The organism is Streptomyces sp. NPDC093018, from assembly GCF_040684035.1.
Classification (GTDB): domain Bacteria; phylum Actinomycetota; class Actinomycetes; order Streptomycetales; family Streptomycetaceae; genus Streptomyces; species Streptomyces murinus.
In genome coordinates this window covers 135,203-151,235 of sequence record NZ_JBFBFF010000013.1, presented here as the reverse complement: position 1 = coordinate 151,235, position 16,033 = coordinate 135,203, and the positions used below count along the sequence as shown (strand labels likewise).

15 protein-coding genes and 1 pseudogene are annotated in these 16,033 nt (G+C 71.4%); 2 read left to right on the top strand and 14 right to left on the bottom strand.

Annotated elements, in window-relative coordinates; translation table 11 throughout:
• The first annotated feature begins 32 nt into the window (after positions 1–32).
• Complete coding sequence (locus tag AB0N90_RS26510) at positions 33–1,250, top strand: acyltransferase (RefSeq protein ID WP_365200709.1); 1,218 nt, start codon at positions 33–35, stop codon at positions 1,248–1,250.
• Here AB0N90_RS26510 and AB0N90_RS26505 read toward each other — a convergent pair.
• Genes AB0N90_RS26505 through AB0N90_RS26480 form a run of 6 tightly spaced genes read right to left on the bottom strand, consistent with a single transcriptional unit; the run spans position 1,211 to position 6,619 of the window.
• On the bottom strand, positions 1,211–2,446 hold the full coding sequence (locus tag AB0N90_RS26505; protein WP_365200707.1) for a cytochrome P450: 1,236 nt from the start codon (positions 2,444–2,446) through the stop codon (positions 1,211–1,213). The two genes, AB0N90_RS26510 and AB0N90_RS26505, sit on opposite strands and share 40 nt — an antisense overlap.
• Complete coding sequence (locus AB0N90_RS26500; RefSeq protein ID WP_365200704.1) at positions 2,443–3,717, bottom strand: cytochrome P450; 1,275 nt, start codon at positions 3,715–3,717, stop codon at positions 2,443–2,445. Before AB0N90_RS26500 ends, AB0N90_RS26505 begins: the two co-directional genes overlap by 4 nt.
• On the bottom strand, positions 3,714–4,379 hold the full coding sequence (locus AB0N90_RS26495; protein WP_361680882.1) for an ATP/GTP-binding protein: 666 nt from the start codon (positions 4,377–4,379) through the stop codon (positions 3,714–3,716). The genes AB0N90_RS26500 and AB0N90_RS26495 overlap by 4 nt, the downstream gene beginning before the upstream one ends.
• The gene (locus AB0N90_RS26490) at positions 4,354–4,713 is read right to left on the bottom strand and encodes a DUF742 domain-containing protein (RefSeq protein ID WP_361680879.1); all 360 of its coding nucleotides are present in this window, start codon (positions 4,711–4,713) and stop codon (positions 4,354–4,356) included. Before AB0N90_RS26490 ends, AB0N90_RS26495 begins: the two co-directional genes overlap by 26 nt.
• Positions 4,710–5,132: a roadblock/LC7 domain-containing protein gene (locus tag AB0N90_RS26485; protein ID WP_037659770.1), complete on the bottom strand. Its 423-nt coding sequence runs from the start codon at positions 5,130–5,132 to the stop codon at positions 4,710–4,712. Before AB0N90_RS26485 ends, AB0N90_RS26490 begins: the two co-directional genes overlap by 4 nt.
• Positions 5,129–6,619, bottom strand: a complete 1,491-nt coding sequence (locus AB0N90_RS26480) for an ATP-binding protein (protein WP_365200701.1) — start codon at positions 6,617–6,619, stop codon at positions 5,129–5,131. Before AB0N90_RS26480 ends, AB0N90_RS26485 begins: the two co-directional genes overlap by 4 nt.
• A gap of 246 nt (positions 6,620–6,865) precedes the next feature.
• On the opposite strand from AB0N90_RS26480, the pseudogene AB0N90_RS26475 reads away from it, so the two are divergent.
• Positions 6,866–7,105, top strand: a pseudogene (locus AB0N90_RS26475) (SMI1/KNR4 family protein); the annotation flags it as partial.
• A gap of 80 nt (positions 7,106–7,185) precedes the next feature.
• Here the strand turns inward: AB0N90_RS26475 and AB0N90_RS26470 are convergent.
• Genes AB0N90_RS26470 through AB0N90_RS26435 form a run of 8 tightly spaced genes read right to left on the bottom strand, consistent with a single transcriptional unit; the run spans position 7,186 to position 15,757 of the window.
• Entirely contained in the window at positions 7,186–7,686 is a 501-nt protein-coding gene (locus AB0N90_RS26470) for a flavin reductase family protein (protein WP_365200698.1), read from the bottom strand.
• 24 nt (positions 7,687–7,710) lie between these two features.
• Entirely contained in the window at positions 7,711–8,967 is a 1,257-nt protein-coding gene (locus tag AB0N90_RS26465) for an ATP-grasp domain-containing protein (protein ID WP_365200695.1), read from the bottom strand.
• Positions 8,964–10,229 (bottom strand): methylaspartate mutase, encoded by a 1,266-nt coding sequence (locus AB0N90_RS26460; RefSeq protein ID WP_365200693.1) that lies wholly within the window; start codon positions 10,227–10,229, stop codon positions 8,964–8,966. Before AB0N90_RS26460 ends, AB0N90_RS26465 begins: the two co-directional genes overlap by 4 nt.
• On the bottom strand, positions 10,226–11,731 hold the full coding sequence (locus AB0N90_RS26455) for a PqqD family protein (RefSeq protein WP_365200690.1): 1,506 nt from the start codon (positions 11,729–11,731) through the stop codon (positions 10,226–10,228). Before AB0N90_RS26455 ends, AB0N90_RS26460 begins: the two co-directional genes overlap by 4 nt.
• The gene (locus AB0N90_RS26450; protein WP_365200687.1) at positions 11,728–12,969 is read right to left on the bottom strand and encodes an ATP-grasp domain-containing protein; all 1,242 of its coding nucleotides are present in this window, start codon (positions 12,967–12,969) and stop codon (positions 11,728–11,730) included. The genes AB0N90_RS26455 and AB0N90_RS26450 overlap by 4 nt, the downstream gene beginning before the upstream one ends.
• Positions 12,970–13,458 carry a cobalamin-dependent protein gene (locus AB0N90_RS26445; protein WP_361680855.1) on the bottom strand — a complete coding sequence of 163 codons (489 nt, stop codon included), beginning with the start codon at positions 13,456–13,458 and terminating at the stop codon, positions 12,970–12,972.
• Positions 13,455–14,696: an MFS transporter gene (locus AB0N90_RS26440; protein ID WP_361680852.1), complete on the bottom strand. Its 1,242-nt coding sequence runs from the start codon at positions 14,694–14,696 to the stop codon at positions 13,455–13,457. Before AB0N90_RS26440 ends, AB0N90_RS26445 begins: the two co-directional genes overlap by 4 nt.
• Positions 14,693–15,757 carry an LLM class flavin-dependent oxidoreductase gene (locus AB0N90_RS26435; RefSeq protein ID WP_037659792.1) on the bottom strand — a complete coding sequence of 355 codons (1,065 nt, stop codon included), beginning with the start codon at positions 15,755–15,757 and terminating at the stop codon, positions 14,693–14,695. Before AB0N90_RS26435 ends, AB0N90_RS26440 begins: the two co-directional genes overlap by 4 nt.
• Between the last annotated feature and the right edge of the window lie 276 nt (positions 15,758–16,033).

Here is a 16,033-nt window from a genome sequence, read left to right as displayed (position 1 = left end):
CCGCAGCCCATCCGACGAAGGACACCTTCACCATGTCCGTTTCCGCTGACCCGGCCCCGCCGACGGCCGCACCCATGACGAGCAGGGCGGGCGGCGGGCGGCTCGCCGCCGTGGACGCGCTGCGCCTGCTCGCGGCGGCCGGGGTGGCCGCCTACCACTACCTCGGCACCCCCACCCCGCACTTCTGGGGCACGTACGACCTGACCCGCACCGCCCCCGTGCTGCACGCGCTGAGCCGCTACGGCTGGCTCGGAGTGGAGGCGTTCTTCCTGATCAGCGGGTTCGCCATCTGTATGAGCTGCTGGGGGCGCACCCCGGCGCAGTTCGCGGTCTCCCGGATCGCCCGGCTCTTCCCGCTCTACTGGACGGTCATCCTCGTCATCGTCGTCGTCGCCTGGATCGCCCGGCTCGCCGGACAGCGGCCCGGGGCGCCCGTCGACCTGCGCACCACCCTCGGCAATCTGACCATGCTGCCGGGGCCGCTCGGGCTGCGGACCACCGACGGGGTCGCCTGGACGCTGTGGGTGGAGGCCCGGTTCTACCTGCTGATGGCCGTGCTGCTGCTGATCGGCCTCACCTACCGCCGGACGATCGCGTTCTGCCTGCTCTGGCTGACGCTGGCCGCCATCGGCCGGGAGCTGCACTCCAGTGTGCTGGACGAGTTCCTGCTCACCCAGTACGCCGGGCTGTTCGTCGCGGGCATGGCGCTCTATCTGATGCACCGCTTCGGACCGAACCTGCTGCTGTGGCTGCTCACCGGCTTCGCCTGGTGCTACACCCTGACCCTGCTGGGCGACCGGGTCGCCGCGCACGCGGCCCCGGCGGACCGGGGCGGAACACCGGGCTGGGGAGTGTGCGCCGCCGTTCTCACGGTGTTCCTGATCCTGCTCGCCCTGTCCGGGCCGGGCCCCCTCGGCCGGCTGCGCTGGCGCGTCCTGGTCTACGCGGGCGGCCTGACCTACCCGTTCTACCTGGTCCACCAGAGCCTCGGCATACCCGTCGTCCGCGGGCTGCTCAAGGCGGTGCCCGCCCTGGGACTGGTCCCCGCCATAGGTCTCGGGCTGTGCTTCTCGCTCGCCCTGTCGGCCGCGCTCAACCATCTGGTGGACCGCAGAGCCGGGGCGTGGCTGCGCCGCCGGCTCACCTCCGACATCGCGGTGCCGGGCGATCCGGTGGGGCGCCGGACTCCCCCACCGGATCCGCCGGTGCGTCAGCCGTCCAGTCGTACCGGGACCGTCTGCCAGCCGTAGGCGATGAAGGACGGGACCTGCTTGAGATCACCGGCCTCGAAGGCGGGGGCCAGGTGGGGGAAGCGGTCGAAGAGGGCGGACAGGGCGGTGCGGGCCTCCATCCGGGCCAGCGGGGCGCCGATGCAGCGGTGCACGCCGATGCCGAAGGAGAGGTGGTCGTCGGCGGCGCGCGCGGCGTCGAAGGCCTCGGCGGTCTCCCCGTAGTGCGCCGGGTCCGAGCCGGCCGCCCCGTAGGTGGTGAGGATCGCGTCGCCCGCGGGGATGGTGACGCCGTCCACGGTGACGTCCGAGACCGCGAACCGCAGCGGCAGCGAGGCGATGGAGGGCCGTACCCGCAGCACCTCGTCGATGACCTGGTCCCAGTCGAGCTTCCCGGAGCGGACCTCGGCGAGCTGCTCGGGGTGGGTCAGCAGCTCGACCACCGCGTTGGCGATCAGGTTCACCGTGGTCTCGAAGCCGGCGCCGATCACCAGCAGGAGGGTGAACAGCAGTTCCTCGGCGCTGAGCCGGTCGCCCTCCTCGTCACGGACCCGGATCAGCTCGGTGGTGAGGTCGTCGCCCGGGTTCTCGGCGCGGTAGGCGATCTGCGCGGGGATCACCGTGCCGATCTGCCGCTGCACGAACTCCGCGTGCTCGGGGCTCGGGTCGGTGGTGTCCATGATCGCCGCGATCAGTTCGGCGACGCTCGGCCGGAGGTGGTCGGGCACGCCGAACAGCTCGCAGATGATGAGCATCGGCAGCGGCTGCGCGAACGCCTCCTTGAGGTCGACGACGGCGCCGTCCGCCTCCGACTTCGCCATCGTGTCGAGGAGTTCGGCGGCGACGGCGTCGACCCGGTCGCGCAGCGCCTCGGTGCGCCGGGCGGTGAAGCTGGGCGCGACCAGACGGCGCAGCCGGGTGTGGTCGGCGCCGTAGGTGGAGAGCATGTTGACCACGCCGATCCAGCCCAGCACCCAGCCCCACTCCGGGTGTTCACCGACCTCGGGCCACAACCGCCAGTGCTTGCGGGGGTCCTTGCTGACCTGCGGGTCGAGGATCAGGGTGCGCAGGGCGTCGTAACCGGTGGGCGCCCAGGCCGGGATCCCGCCGGGGAGCTCCACCGGGACGACCGGTCCCAGGGCGCGCAGCCGCGCGCTCTCCGCGACGATGTCGGACCCGAACGGGTCGATGGGCACGCGGGTGGGCGTAGTGGTCATGCTCGGGCTCCAGTCTGGGAGGACGCGGAAGGGGCCGCCGGGTCCGCGGGACGGTCGGGGGTGCAGGGGGTGAACCGGACCGGCAGCGAGACGAGGGAGCGGTGGAAGGGGCCCGGGCGCCAGGTGAGCCGGTCACGCGGCACGGTGGGCTCCATGTCGGGCAGCCACTGGGTGAGCCGCTCGATGGCCTCCGTGGCGATCAGCAGCCCCTCGTGCTTGACCGGGCAGGTGTGCGGGCCCGCGCCGAACGACAGATGGGAGGCGTCCCGCGGATCGTACGTCCCGCCCTGCCCCTCGTCCGCGAACAGCGCGAGTGCCCCGTACGACACCACGACGGGCACCGCGGCCCGCACCCACGCGCCGTGGAAGCTGAGCGACTTACGGGCGTACAGCACCCCGTAGTTGGTCAGCGGGGTCTCGTGCCGGAGCACCTCCAGGACCGCGTCGCGCACGGTGCGGGAGCCGCTGGTGAGGGTGGAGTAGTACGCCGGGTTGCCGAGGATGCGGGAGAGCGCGTTGCTCACCAGGTTGGTGGACGGCTCATGGCCCGCGCCGAGGGTGAGGAAGACCTGCCAGGTGACCTCCTCGGTGGTCAGGCCCAGCGGGTGGTCGAGCAGCCGGCTGGTGAGGTCGTCGCCGCGCCGCGCCGTCTTGGCGCCGATCAGGTCCATGACGTACCTGCCGTACTCGGCCTCGCCCTGGACGGACGCCTCGCCGCCCTCCATCAGCGCGCCCAGCGCGTCGTTGAGACGGTCGGCCTCGCCCTCGGGGAAGCCGAAGAGGCTGTTGAAGACGAGGGTCATCAGCGGGCGGGCGAAGTCGTTCACCAGGTCCGCCTCGCCGCGCGGGCCGAACCGGGAGACCAGGATGTGCACGGCGCGCAGCACCCGTTCGCGCAGATCGTGCGGCTCGACCAGGTCGAAGGCCTGGAGCAGGGCGGTCCGGTAGCGGACGTGCGCGGCGCCGTCGGAGAAGAGGGTGTTGGGCCGCCAGCGCATCATGCCGAGGATCGGCAGGTCCTCGGGGACCGTCGCCTGCCAGGGGCGCGGGTCGCGGGACCAGGTCGTGTCGTCGTGCAGCATGTCGAGCGCGGCGCGGCGGTCGGTGACCACGTACGCCGGTACGCCCGGGGCGAGTTCGGCCCAGCCGACCGGGCCCTGGGCACGCAGCGCGTCGTAGTAGCGGCGCGGGTCGACGGCGAACCCGTCCTCCCACAGCCGTACCGGGGTGGCGCGGTCGAAGGACTCCGCGGGGGCGGGGTACGGCGTCATGAGCGCACCTCCCCGGCCACCGCGCGGGCGTCGAGGTCGATCAGGTGCTCCACGAGGGCGAGCAGGGCGTCCACGGAGGAGTTGCGGTCCCGGGCGTCGCACTCCACCAGCGGGGTGTCCGGAGCCAGGTCCAGGGATTCCCGCAGCTGCTCCTCGGGGTAACGGCGGGAGTCCGGGAAGGTGTTGACGGCGACCGCGTACGTCAGGCCCGACTCCTCGACCAGGCCGAGCACGTCGAAGGAGGCGTCCAGACGGCGGCTGTCGACGAGGACGAGCGCGCCGAGCGCCCCGTACGCGATGTCGGCCCACAGCGCGCGGAAGCGCTCCTGCCCGGGGGTGCCGAACAGGTAGAGGACGGTCTCCCCGCCGAGGGTGATGCGGCCGAAGTCGATGGCGACGGTGGTGGTCTTCTTGTCCCGCACCCCGTCGAGGTCGTCGACGGCGGTGGAGGCCTGGGTGAGGTGTTCCTCGGTGTGCAGGGGGCGGATCTCGGAAACCGAGTCGATCAGGGTGGTCTTGCCGACACCGAACGGGCCGACGACGACGATCTTCACCAACTCCCGTGCCGTGGCAGGCAGATGGAGTTCCCCGGCCCGGACACCGGAGTCGGCGGCCCGGCGCTCGTCCGGGACGGGTTCAGAGCTTGAGGGCGCGGAGGCCATCGGCGACTCTCTTCAGCAGATCGTGGTCGGGCTGGGCGGCGGGCGGGACGGGCGGGCGTGCGCTCACCAGCCCCTGGTCGATCAGGGCGGCGGCGAGGACCCGGATCGCGGAGACCGGCAGCCGCAGCAGCGCCGCCGCCTCCACGACGGTCAGGGAGCCGCCCTCCAGCGACTGGAGCAGCGCGTGCTGGGCCGCGGGCAGGTCGCCGAAGACCGGCCCGGTGGTGGAGGTGAGCACCGACAGGCGCTCCAGGCTGTTACGGCTGGGCCGCGCCACCCCGGAGGTGGAGAGGTAGGCGGGCACCAGCGGGCGGCCGGACCGGTGGCCCCTCACAGCAAAGCGCCGCCCTCGGCCGCGCGGGGGGCCGCGGCCATCGCCTTCTCGCCGAGCCGCGCCACCTGGGAGTGCACGCGGTGGCCGAGCAGGTCGAGCCGGACCTCCGGGTCGCCGTACGCGGCGACACAGGTGCCGTGGTCGGTCGGGGCGACCAGGATGTAGCCGTGGTCGGACTCGATCACGACCTGCCTCAGCTGGGCGGCCGGCATGTCCGCGAACGCGGCGGCGGCGGTACGGCAGGCGCCCTGGACGGTCGAGGTGATCGCGGCGACCCGCTCGGCCGACTCCTGGGTGAGCGCCTCCGAGAAGCCGGAGATCAGGCCGTCCCTGGTGAGCAGGACGGCGGCCTTCACATGCGGGACTTCGAGGATCGGGTCGAGAACCCACGCAGTGTCACCGGTGTCGCGGTTGGTCATCGGGGAGCGGTCCCTTCGGATCGAGCTGCATCACGGGCAGCGGCGGTCGCCGACTGCAGGGCGCCGAGGGCCGCTGCGGTCTCCTCGGGCGAGCGGGCGGGGGCGGCGGACTCGGCCGCGCTCGGTCGGATCATCGCCGCCTGGTCCGGCGAGACCTGGCGACGGCGACGGCGGGGGAGGTCGTCGGCGGCGGGCGCGGGCCGTTCGGGGCCGGGTGCCGGCCGGTCGTCGGCGGGCGCGGGCCGGTCGGGTGCGTGGGGGCGCTCGGCTTGCGCGTGGGTGTGCTCGGCCGGTACGACGCGCTCACGGTGCCCGGCGTGTTGTGCGTGCCCGGCGTGTCCCGTGTCCCCGGCGGGTTCCGCGTGTTCGGCCAGCGGCTCGGGCCTGGGCACCTCACCGGTGCGGGTGGAGGGCGAGGTGCTCGCGGCGGCGGGGCGCAGGGCCGGGTCGATGTGGCTCAGCAGGTGCTTGTCGACCAGCAGGACCGCCCGTACGCCCCCGTAGGGGGACGGCGTGGACAGGTCCACCGAGAGGTCGAACTGCCGGGTCAGCTGGCCGATCGCGGCGAGGCCCATCCGGGGCGGGTCGCCCAGGTCGGAGAACATGATCGGGTCGGTGCCCGCGACCACCCGCTGCGCGGCGGCGCGTTCGTCGGGCGCCATGCCGACGCCCGCGTCGTCGACGGTCACGGCGACACCGTTGTGGACGTGTTCGAGGTTGACCACGACCGAGGTGTCAGGGGAGGAGTGCCGCAGCGCGTTGTCGAGGAGTTCGGCGGCGATGATCGCGACGGGCTCCACGGCGTGCGAGACCAGCGCGGTGCCGGGATCGAGGTGGTTGTGGAGCTTGACCCGCCGGTAGCCGGACAGCCGGGCCTGGCCGCCGGTGACGGCGTCGACGAGGTGCGACTCCTCGCGGGCCAGGCCGACCCAGGCCCCGCAGACCACCGCGGCGACCTGGGCTCGGCGCAGCGACTGCTCGTTCTCGTGGTCCAGGCTGTAGAGGTCCTGGGCCAGCTCCGGTTCGTCGTAGCGCTGCTGGAGTCCGTGGAGGATGTCCTGGAGGCGGTAGAGGCTCGCCTGGATCTCCCGGGTGGTGCCGCGCATACCGGCACGGGCGGCGGCGTCGACCCGCTTGCGCTCCTGGAGGACGGCGGTGCGCAGGGCCGCCAGCACCGGTTCGGTCGCGGCGCCCTCGGGGCCGACCGGGCCGGGCACGGGGACGTGCGGGTGCGCGGTGCGGGACGCCTCGGCGGGCATGCGCCGGGTGGCGAGGTGCTCCAGCTCGGCGGTGAACGCCTGCCGGATGCGCTCGGCCTCCTCGGCACCGGCCCGCGCGGACTGCTCGGCCTGGTGGCGCAGGCCGGTCATCTCCTGCCGCAGCCGGGCGCGTTCACGCCGGGAGCGCCACAGGCCGCTGCCCAGAGCCAGCGCCGACACCGTCCCGGCGGCCAGGCCTCCGAAGGCCAGCTCCGGTATCTCGATCATGGATGGGGACCTCGGGCATCTCGGATATGTCTGGGCGTCTGACAGTCGACTGCTGGGCGTGGGGGTAAGGGGCGTCCGTCGAGCAGTTGGCAAACTACACACTGTTCGGCGCCGGTTGCACCTGGCATTTGCCCGAATTCCGCGCCATTTTGCACATTTGACAGCCGCTCAGCGTCCGATCCGTGTCCGAATGGACTTCATGAGACGCTGTCAGTGGTGGGGGCGGGTGGCAGTATCGGCCGCCGGATGCCACCGTCGTACCGGGAGTTCCTGAAGGTCACCGACGGCTGGCGGCACGCGGGGGGATTCGTGTGGCTGCCGGCCGGGACCGAGCAGGTGTGCCAGCACGAGGACGCCGGGCCCGAGGAGCGGGTGGAGGCGGACATCTGGCGGGGCACACCGCCCCAGCGGCACGCGAACGTCCGGGTGTTCATGCGGGACATGTACCGGGAGTTCCACAGTCTGCGGGCCGACCGGGGTGAGGGGTAGCCGGTGTGCGCGGGTCCGGTGCGGCCGGGCCCGGGCGGGGAGGCCCGGTATGTCGGCGGGCCTCCCTCGGGCCGGGGTCAGTGGCTTGCGGCGCCCGCCGGCCAGATGCTGTACGCGCCGCGGCAGTACAGCAGCGGTTCCCGGGAGTAGGTCTCTCCGCCGTGGACGTCGGCGATCAGCAGCCAGTGGTCGCCGGCGTCCACGGTCTGCACGGTGCGGCACTCGGCGTAGGCCAGCGCGATGTCGGTGAGGATCGGCGCGCCCCCGGCATGTGCGGAGGGCTCCCAGACGAGGCCCGCGAACTTGTCCGGCCCCTTGTCGGCGAAGGTGCGGGAGGCCTGCTCACCGGACTCGGCGAGGAAGTTGACCACGAAGGCGCCGGAGGCGGCCAGTGCCGGGAACGTCTGGGAACTCTTGCCGACCCCGACGAGCAGCCTCGGCGTCGCGGCCGAGACCGAGCAGACGGCGTTGCAGGTGAAGCCGCGCGGCCTGCCCTGCTCGTCCAGCGCGGTGACGATGGCGACGGCTGTCGGGAAGGAGCCGAAGATCTTGCGGAACCGCTCGCTGTCTAGGGACATGTGGATCTCACCATGCTTTCGGATTCAGAGCAGTTCGTGCTCGAGCTCGCGGATCACCTTGTGTGCGTTGTCGATCTCGACGGGGTCGGGATGCACCAGGAACACCGCGCCCGGCGAGGAGTTGAGGTCCACGGTCGGCCGGGTGGGCGCGCCGTCGGCGATCCGGAACCGGACGCTCTCGAAGGCGGGGATCCGCTCCAGCGCGGACGTGATGGCCGCGAGCGGCAGCGGTACGGCACGACGCGCCATGAGATTGACGCAGCGCGCCCGCCGGCGCACCGGGTAGCGGGCCGGGCGCCCGGCGAGCGCGACGCCGTCGCCCGCGTGGCAGTCGAGGGTGAGGCTCACCTGGTCGGCGCCGGTGCACAGGTCGAGCGCGGCCGGGTTGGCGAGGCCCGAGATGCGTGCCCCGGTCTCCAGGAGCAGCGGGCCCCGCGCGGTGAGGATCAGCTCGCTGTGCGCGGGCCCGTCGGTGATGCCGAGGGCGTCCAGGGAGCGCGCGATGTACGGCAGGATAATGTCGAGCACCGGGTCGTCCGGCGTCAGCAGGTCCTCCGCCTCGTAGATCCGGCGGCCGCCCTCCCGTACCTGCTTGCGGCTGATCCAGGCGTCGGTGAACCAGTGACTCCCGTCGCGGCTCACGGTGTTGACGATGTACTCGTCCCCGGCGAGGTACTCCTGGGCGAGCACCTCCTCGTTGACCCGGAGCATGATGTTGGTCTTGCCGAGGACGGCCCGGCAGGCGTCCAGCACCTCCTGCTCGCTGTCGCAGGTGTAGACGTCGTCGGAGCCCGCGCTGTCCAGCGGCTTGACCACCAGGCGCGCGATGTCCGGGTGGCGGCGCCACCAGTCGAGCAGTTCGGCGGGGTCGCCGGAGCGGCACTGCCGGGCCGTGGGCACGCCCGCCCGGGACAGGGCGTCCATCATCAGGGACTTGTCCCGGCGGGCGGCGGACAGCGCGGGGTCGTTGCCGCGCAGCCCGAGCCGGTGGGCCAGTTCGTCCGCCACCTCGACGCCGAACTCGCTGGCGGCGACGACTCCGACGGGGCGTCGCGCCTTCAAGTGGGCCAGTACGTCGGCCTCGTGGCCGGGATAGGTGAGGTCCTCGGCGAGCAGCGCGGTCGGCAGGCTCGCGCCGAAGGTGCCGGACGCGAGGTCGCGGGAGCGCACATGCAGGACGCGATGGGTCTCGGCCGCCTGCCGGGCCAGCATCGAGCCCGTGGAGAACGCGTCCACCAGGACCAGGGCGGGCCGGTCCTGCCGGTGTTGCGGGACAGTCATGGGTGGGGAACCAATCTGGGCTCGGACGACGCGCTGTCGTAGCGCTCCGCCACGTGATTGAGCATCCCGTACAGGTCGTCGGAGGAGAGCCGGCCGGCTGTACGGGAGGTGGGGGTGCTCAGGGGCAGGTTTCCGGTGGACCCCCAGGCCAGCGCCCCGCGTTCGTCGATGACACAGGTCGCGGCCGCCCTGTTGTCGGGGTGGAGGCAGTAGGGGATGTCGAGCAGACCGAGCCGGAACGCCTCGGTCAGCGCGGTGCCGATGTCCGCGTGGAGGTCCAGCACCGCCGCCACGATGGCCCGTGCCTCGGCGAGCGTCTCCTCGTAGTACGCGTCCTCCTCGGCGCCTTGGGCGGCCGCCGGTCCGCGCGCGGCGGCCGCGGCGAGCCGCAGCGCGGACAGGTTCTCCGAGACGCTCGGGATCTGCCACGCCTCGGAGACCGTCTTGACGATCAGCCGCTCGCAGCCCGCGTCCCGGGCGAGCCGCGCGCTGTCCTCGATGAGCGCGCTCGCGCCCGCCGGGGTGCGCGGGAACAGGCCCATGTACGTGTACAGGACCACATGCCAGGTGGCGTCCCCCAGCAGCTCGGCCGCGAGGGTGCGCAGCGCCCGCAGCGCCCCGCGGTCCTGGGCCGCCAGGGTGCCCTGCGCGTAGCTGAAGGACATGTGGCGCAGCCCGTGGGCACGGAAGAAGCAGCCCTCCAGCACCGCCGTCGCCACCAGGATCGAGGGCGGGCAGAGCTGGCCGAGCAGACAGCCGCCGAAGCTCTCGATGTGCCCGTGCTCGGTCTCCCCGGCCAGCAGCAGGCAGCTCTCCGACCAGGCGCGTACCGCGTCCGCGAGCGGGAGCCTGCTGTAGGGCAGGCAGTAGGAGACGGGGCCGCCCTCGGTGGCGTCCAGGCCGACCTCGACCAGCCGCCGGAACACGGCCAGCGGCAGCGCGGTGCCGTGCCGGACCTGTACGGGGAACTCCGGTCCGTACAGGTCCGCCAGCATGTCCCGGGTGGCGGCCGCGGGGTGGGAGACGAGCGGGTAGCCGTTCAGCTCCTCGTCCGCGGCCAGCCGCTCCAGCGGGGTGGTGTGGTCGCCGACCCGGGTGTAGCTGTCGATGGTGATCGTCCCCACCACGGGGAAGTCGAGGGCGGCCACCTCGCGCAGCCCGGCCGCCATCGTGCCGATCCTGCCGAAGCCCATGCGGGGCTGCACGACCAGGGTGCGGTCGGCCCGGCGGCCGGCCACGAACCGGTCGAGGTAGCCGGTCACCGCCCTGAGATCAGTTCGGTGGCGGGGGCTCCGCTGGCCGGGTCGATGGTGGCCACGTGGTACTTGTGCGGGTCGCCGGCCCGGACGCGGGAGATGATCGTCCCCGGGGCGGCGAAGTCGACCAGGCTGCTGGTGTAGAGGGTGCGCAGATGGGTGAGGCCGAGGCCGGAGACGTTCTGGAGCCAGGCTGCGATCTCGTCGTCCGCCGCGCCGTCCGCGCCGAGCACCGCGTGGATGCGGTCCGCCGCGTCCGCCCGGTCGGGGTGGCAGCGGTCGAGGAAGGCGGCCAGCCGCGCACCGCGGTCGGTGAAGGGCGAGAACACCATGGCCACGAGCGCCTCTTCGGACAGCCCGAACGCCTCCCGCGCGAACTCGTCGGAGAGCCTGCGCCGGTGGACGCGCTTCTCGGCCGTGTCGTAGCGGCCGAGCGCCAGGTCGACGAGGTTCTGCGGCATCTCCTTCTTGTGCATCAGCTCCTCGGCCAGCTCCAGGTACTCGGCCAGGCCCTCGTCGTACGTCCGGCCCTGGACGAACTCGGCGCGCAGCGCCCGCAGATGGGCCATCAGGCCGGGGTTGGCGCAGTCGGACTCGCTGAAGCTGAAGGCGAGTTCGTCGAACTGGAACCCGAGGAAGTCCACGATCAGGTCCCAGTGGTCGTGCACCCGGTAACTCACCAGGTCGTAGACCGAGATGAACTGCGGCTGCATCGAGCGGTCGCCGGTCGAGACCTCGCGCTCGGCGAGTTCGCTCTCGCTGTCGTCGCCGAACAGCTCGCGGAAGTAGGTGTCCCCGATGCCGCGCAGGGCCAGCAGGATGCCCCGGAAGCCCATCGTGCGGCACTCCTGCACATCCACGCCGGAGGCCTTGGCGAGGCGCATGATCCAGGCGGAGTACAGGAGTTGCTCGCGCCGGGAGTCGCCGGTCATCACCACGTCGACGCCGCCGTCGAACCAGGCGGCGCGGCCGTAGAAGTCGGCGACGGCCAGGTTGCAGCTGTTGCAGAAGGTCGGCCGGCCGTCGCCCGCGGCGCGGTGGCCGTTCATCAGGACGTCGACGCGGTTGATCTCGATCAGGCGCTCGGGCAGCGGCAGATCGACATGGAAGGGGCGGACCAGCGTGTGGTCGATGGTCAGCAGTTCCGCCCGGTCGTCGTCGAGCAGCCCGAGCGCCCGGTAGACGCGGTCGATGTTCTCCATGACGGCCCGGGGCACGCCCGCGTGCCGCATGTTGGCGACGCGCAGCGTGAAGGTGCGGCCGAAGTTCAGCGCGAGATGCAGCTGCACCGCGCGCACGAACGCCACGACGTACGTGCTGTCCTTGCCGCCGCCGTAGGCCACCATGACCTTGTAGTCGGGCAGCGCGTCGACGCCGCCCGCGGCCTCCACGAGCCGTTCCCCGGTGGCCTTGACGCCGTCGAGCTCCACATCGCTGAGGAAGCCGGTCAGTTGGGCGTGCAGCGTCGGGTACCGCTCGTTCGCGGGCTCCCCCGTGTGCTGGTTCATATGCGTACGGCCTCGAATTCGAAGGTGTCGATGATGCGGTGGATGTCGGCCTCCACCTGGGCCTCGTCGTCGTCCAGGAGGATGAAGCGACCGCTGTGCAGGGCGTCGTAGGAGCCGCCCGGCTGGAGGACCTCGCCGACCGGGGGCAGCAGTTCCCGCCAGATCGAGGGCACGCTCGCGCGCGCGGAGACGGCCTTGGTGACCTGGGCGGGCAGCTCGGCCGGCTTCGGCACGCACAGCCAACCACCGGACGGGTCACCGGACTTGGTGGTGATCGCGGCGATGGACTCGCCGCCCACGGCGCGCAGCCAGACCTCGAAGAGATTGACCCCGAAGAGCTTGTTCAGCAGGTGTGGCACCTCGCTGCCGCCCACCCGGCCGCCGATCTCCAGGAACACGAGCTCGTCGCCGGGCGTGACGAAGACCTCCAGGTGGAAGGGGGTCGCGCGGATGCCGAGGGCGGCGACGCACTCCCGGCTGAACGCCTCGATGCGGTCCCGCAGTTCGCTGCTCTGCACCACGACCGAGCCGAGCGGGGCACCGAGGCCGAAGGCGAGGCAGTCGTTCACATAGCGGGAGACCACCTGGAAGGGGATCTCCGCGTGGTCGTCCGCGTAGCCGTCGATGTGGAAGATGCGGCCGGTGACGAACTCCTCGATCTCGTACCGGGACAGGTCGAGGGTGGGCAGCAGCTCGATGAGCCGTCCCTCGTCCTCGACGCGGTGCACGCCGATGCTGGCGGCGCCGTCGACCGGCTTGAGGATCACCGGGTAGCCGGCGGACCGCGCGAACTCCACGGCGGCCTCCGGGGTTTCGCAGCTCCCGAAGCGCGGGACCCGGACGCCCTTGAGGGCGAGGATCTCCTTCATCCGCACCTTGTCGCGGTAGACCGCGACCTCGTCCGGGGTCGGCCCGGGGATGCCGAGGTCCCGGCGGACCCGGGCGGCGATCTCCAGGGTGAACTCGGACAGCGCGACGAGCTGGTCCACCGGGCCGACCCGGCGGGTGATCTCGGCGACCGCGTCCCGCAGCGCCTCGAAGTCGTTGACGTCGTCGACCTGGACCTGCGCGGCGATCTTCGCGGGATCGGCGAGCACGCCCTCGGCGCCGAGCGGGTCCACCACATAGCTGACCCGGTGGGCGTCGTGGTCGATGAACTCCTCGTAGCGAGTGAGCTCGTTGTCCCAGCGCACTCCGTCGGAGAAGCGCGGCCAGCGGTTGACGATGACGATGTGCATTCAGACTGCTCCTGCGATCACGAGTTCCGGGTTGTCCCACGGCGGTACGGGGGCGGACGGCGGCTGCCAGGCGGCGAAGCCGTGCTGCTTGCCGTGGTGGAGGAAGTCCCGGAAGCGGGGGACGGCTTCCTCGCCGTTGAACACGTCGGTCCAGCCCTGGTCGATCAGATCGCGGCGCACCCGGTCGTTGTCCGACTCCGAGGTGGTCAGCTTTCCGCCCACGACACAGGGCAGTTCGACGCCCCGGCTCCGGAGCTCGGTCATCAGGACCCGGGCGCCGTGGTGGCCGTGCCCGTTGATGCTGGAGACCACGAGCAGATCGGGGCGGTGCTCCTCGATGCCGCGCAGCACCACCGGCACCGGGGTGCAGCTGCCGAGGTTGCGCACCAGGCCGCCGTGCTCCTCCAGGAGCTTCTGCAGATAGACCAGGTTCCAGATGTGGGAATCGGACTCGACGGTGCTCACGAGGCACCGGAAGGACGTACTCAAGACTGCACTCCTACGGGAAGTCGTTCACGATCCGTGAGCGTCCGGCGGAAGCTGCGCATGGTCAGGGGCAGGAGGACGGCGCCGAAGACGCTGAGCACGACGGCGAGCACGCCCACCAGGCGCTGCGGCCCGTACGTGGCCCCGACGCTGCCGACCAGCAGTCCTGCGATGGGGTACGACAGGAGGTTGAGCAGGTAGAAGGGCCCCATCACCTTGCCGAGGTGCTCCCTGGGGATCACCTTCACCCGCTGGGTGCGGTTGAAGACGTTGTAGTACGCCGTCCCGGTGAGCACCGCGATGAACAGCACGGCGTAGACCGGGAACGATCCGGCGATGCCGATCAGCAGCAGCGCGGCGCACAGCACCGCGAAGCCGAGCGCGCCCAGCAGCGAGACCTCGAACCGCTTGAGGACCAGCGGGATCACCAGCAGGTTGACCAGTCCGACGACGCCGACGCAGGTGTTGAGCAGCGCGAACGACCAGTCGGGCGCGGCGAAGACGCCGGTCACCAGCGCCGCGTTGGCGCTGAGCACCGAGGCCACCACGAGATTGATGCCGAAGTTGAGGAAGCCGAGCAGCAGGACGGGGCGGTTGCCGGTCATCAGCTTCCAGCCCAGGCCCAGTTCGCGCAGGGTGGCCCGCGCGGTCACCGGTTCGGTCGGCCGCTCACCACGGGGCAGCGGCAGCCAGCAGGCGGCGGCGAGGGCGAACACGGAGGCGGCCACGGCCAGCAGCCACACCTTGCCGATCAGCGCGGCGGCGAGCGTCGCGAGCGCAGGCCCGAGGGCCATCGCGAGCAGCTCCATGTTCTGCACCAGCGCCTGGGTGCGCGCCATGGCCTCGCCCGCCGCCAGCTGGGGCACCATCTTCTCGACGGACATACGGGTGGGCGCGACCAGCACCGACAGGACCGCGCCGCTGGTCATCAGGGCGGGCGTGGTCCAGCCGGGCCGGGTCAGCAGGACCAGCACGACCACGGCGAGCGCGAGCGCGCGGGCGCCGGTCACGACGGAGAACAGCCGGGCACCGCCGTCCCGGTCGGCGATGAGGCCGGCGAAGGGATAGGCGATCAGACCGGGCAGCCACTCCAGCGCGAACGCGAAGCCGAGCGTGGAGACCTGCTTGGTGTCCTGGAAGAGGAGCAGGGGCACCGCGAACATCACGACCTGCTCGGCCATCAGGCCGAGCAGCACGCCCGTGCCGAACAGGCCGCGGCCGAAACGGGGTTGAGAGGTCACGAACCCGCCGCGTTTCGCTCGTGCTCGCGGATCAGCGGGGCGACATGCGTGTAGAAGATCCGCATCTCGTCGCGCGTCGGCCAGCCGGAGAAGATGAACTCGCTGACGCCCGCGGCCTTGTAGGCGTAGAGGTACTCGGCGACCTCCGCGTAGCTGCCGACGACGCACAGCGCCGGGCCGCCCCGGTAGGCGACGGCACCGGACCACAGCATCGGCGACAGCCAGTCGTCGGAGGCGGTGTCGGCGAGCCGGAACGACGTCTTGACGGCCTCGGAGTCGGACTTGCCGACGAAGTCGCTGACCCAGGCGCGGTGTTGCTCGTCGGGGTCGCGCATCATGTCCTCGACCGCGGCGAGCGCCTCGGCGCGGGTCTCCCGGGCGAGGACGTGCATCCGGATGCCGACCTCGCAGCCCTGGGACAGCAGCGGCTCGGTGACGGCCGCGATGCCCTCGGGGGTGTCGCCGTACCGCAGCCAGCAGTCCGCGTAGGTGATCGCGGTCTTCTGGGCCACGGCGGAGGCGCCGCTGATGTAGATGTGCGGGCGGCCGCCGCCCTTGTAGCCGAGGCCGAGCTGCGCGTCCTCGATCGTGTAGTGCTCGCCCTTGTGGGTCAGGGGTGTCTCGCCGCGCCAGAAGCGGTGGCAGACGTCAAGGAACTCCTCGGATCTGGCATACCGCTGGTCATGCGCGAGAAAGTCGCCGTAAAAGGCCTGCTCGGCGGGCGAGATGCCGGCCACGAGATTCAGCGCGATACGCCCGTCGGACATCCAGGAGACGGTGTTCACGATCTGGGTGAACAGCGTCGGGGAAAGCAGTCCGGGACGGTAGGCGAGGATGAACTTGACCCGTTCGGTTTCCCGGACGAGAGCACCGATCATCGGAAGGGGATCGGGCATGTGGTAACTGATTCCCATGAGCAGGGAATCAACTCCGAGTTCATCTGCCTCACGGGCGAAATCAACTATCCCGTCAAAGTCCAGCTCGCCCGCCTGGTACTTGTCAGTGGCTTTCTGCTGGCCACTGTCCAGTGGCGAACACCAGTGCAACTTCAGATCGTTCATAGCTACCCACCCGAAAAGACTCTGTCTTTACAGCCGACGACCGAACAATTGAGATAGATGGCGAAGCAGAAGATCTTTACTGACGCCATGCGAGATGTGTCCGACCTTGACACGTCTCCTGACGTTACGTCAAGATCACGACGCTGCTCGCAGTAGAGAGTAAACCGCCGACTTTGACTTCGCGGACGAGAGACAACCATGTCGGGCTGTGCTTCATCTCACACGCAAAGGTTGCGGCCCGCTTGCGTTCGCTTACGAAATAGGTCGGAGCAAAGG

Coding starts and splice junctions, on each gene's coding strand:
- AB0N90_RS26465 (WP_365200695.1), bottom strand. CDS start 8,967: ATGACTGTCCCGCAACACCGGCAGGACCGGCCCGCCCTGGTCCTGGTG.
- AB0N90_RS26505 (WP_365200707.1), bottom strand. CDS start 2,446: ATGACCACTACGCCCACCCGCGTGCCCATCGACCCGTTCGGGTCCGAC.
- AB0N90_RS26435 (WP_037659792.1), bottom strand. CDS start 15,757: ATGAACGATCTGAAGTTGCACTGGTGTTCGCCACTGGACAGTGGCCAG.
- AB0N90_RS26510 (WP_365200709.1), top strand. CDS start 33: ATGTCCGTTTCCGCTGACCCGGCCCCGCCGACGGCCGCACCCATGACG.
- AB0N90_RS26500 (WP_365200704.1), bottom strand. CDS start 3,717: ATGACGCCGTACCCCGCCCCCGCGGAGTCCTTCGACCGCGCCACCCCG.
- AB0N90_RS26450 (WP_365200687.1), bottom strand. CDS start 12,969: ATGCACATCGTCATCGTCAACCGCTGGCCGCGCTTCTCCGACGGAGTG.
- AB0N90_RS26495 (WP_361680882.1), bottom strand. CDS start 4,379: ATGGCCTCCGCGCCCTCAAGCTCTGAACCCGTCCCGGACGAGCGCCGG.
- AB0N90_RS26455 (WP_365200690.1), bottom strand. CDS start 11,731: ATGAACCAGCACACGGGGGAGCCCGCGAACGAGCGGTACCCGACGCTG.
- AB0N90_RS26485 (WP_037659770.1), bottom strand. CDS start 5,132: ATGACCAACCGCGACACCGGTGACACTGCGTGGGTTCTCGACCCGATC.
- AB0N90_RS26470 (WP_365200698.1), bottom strand. CDS start 7,686: ATGTCCCTAGACAGCGAGCGGTTCCGCAAGATCTTCGGCTCCTTCCCG.
- AB0N90_RS26480 (WP_365200701.1), bottom strand. CDS start 6,619: ATGATCGAGATACCGGAGCTGGCCTTCGGAGGCCTGGCCGCCGGGACG.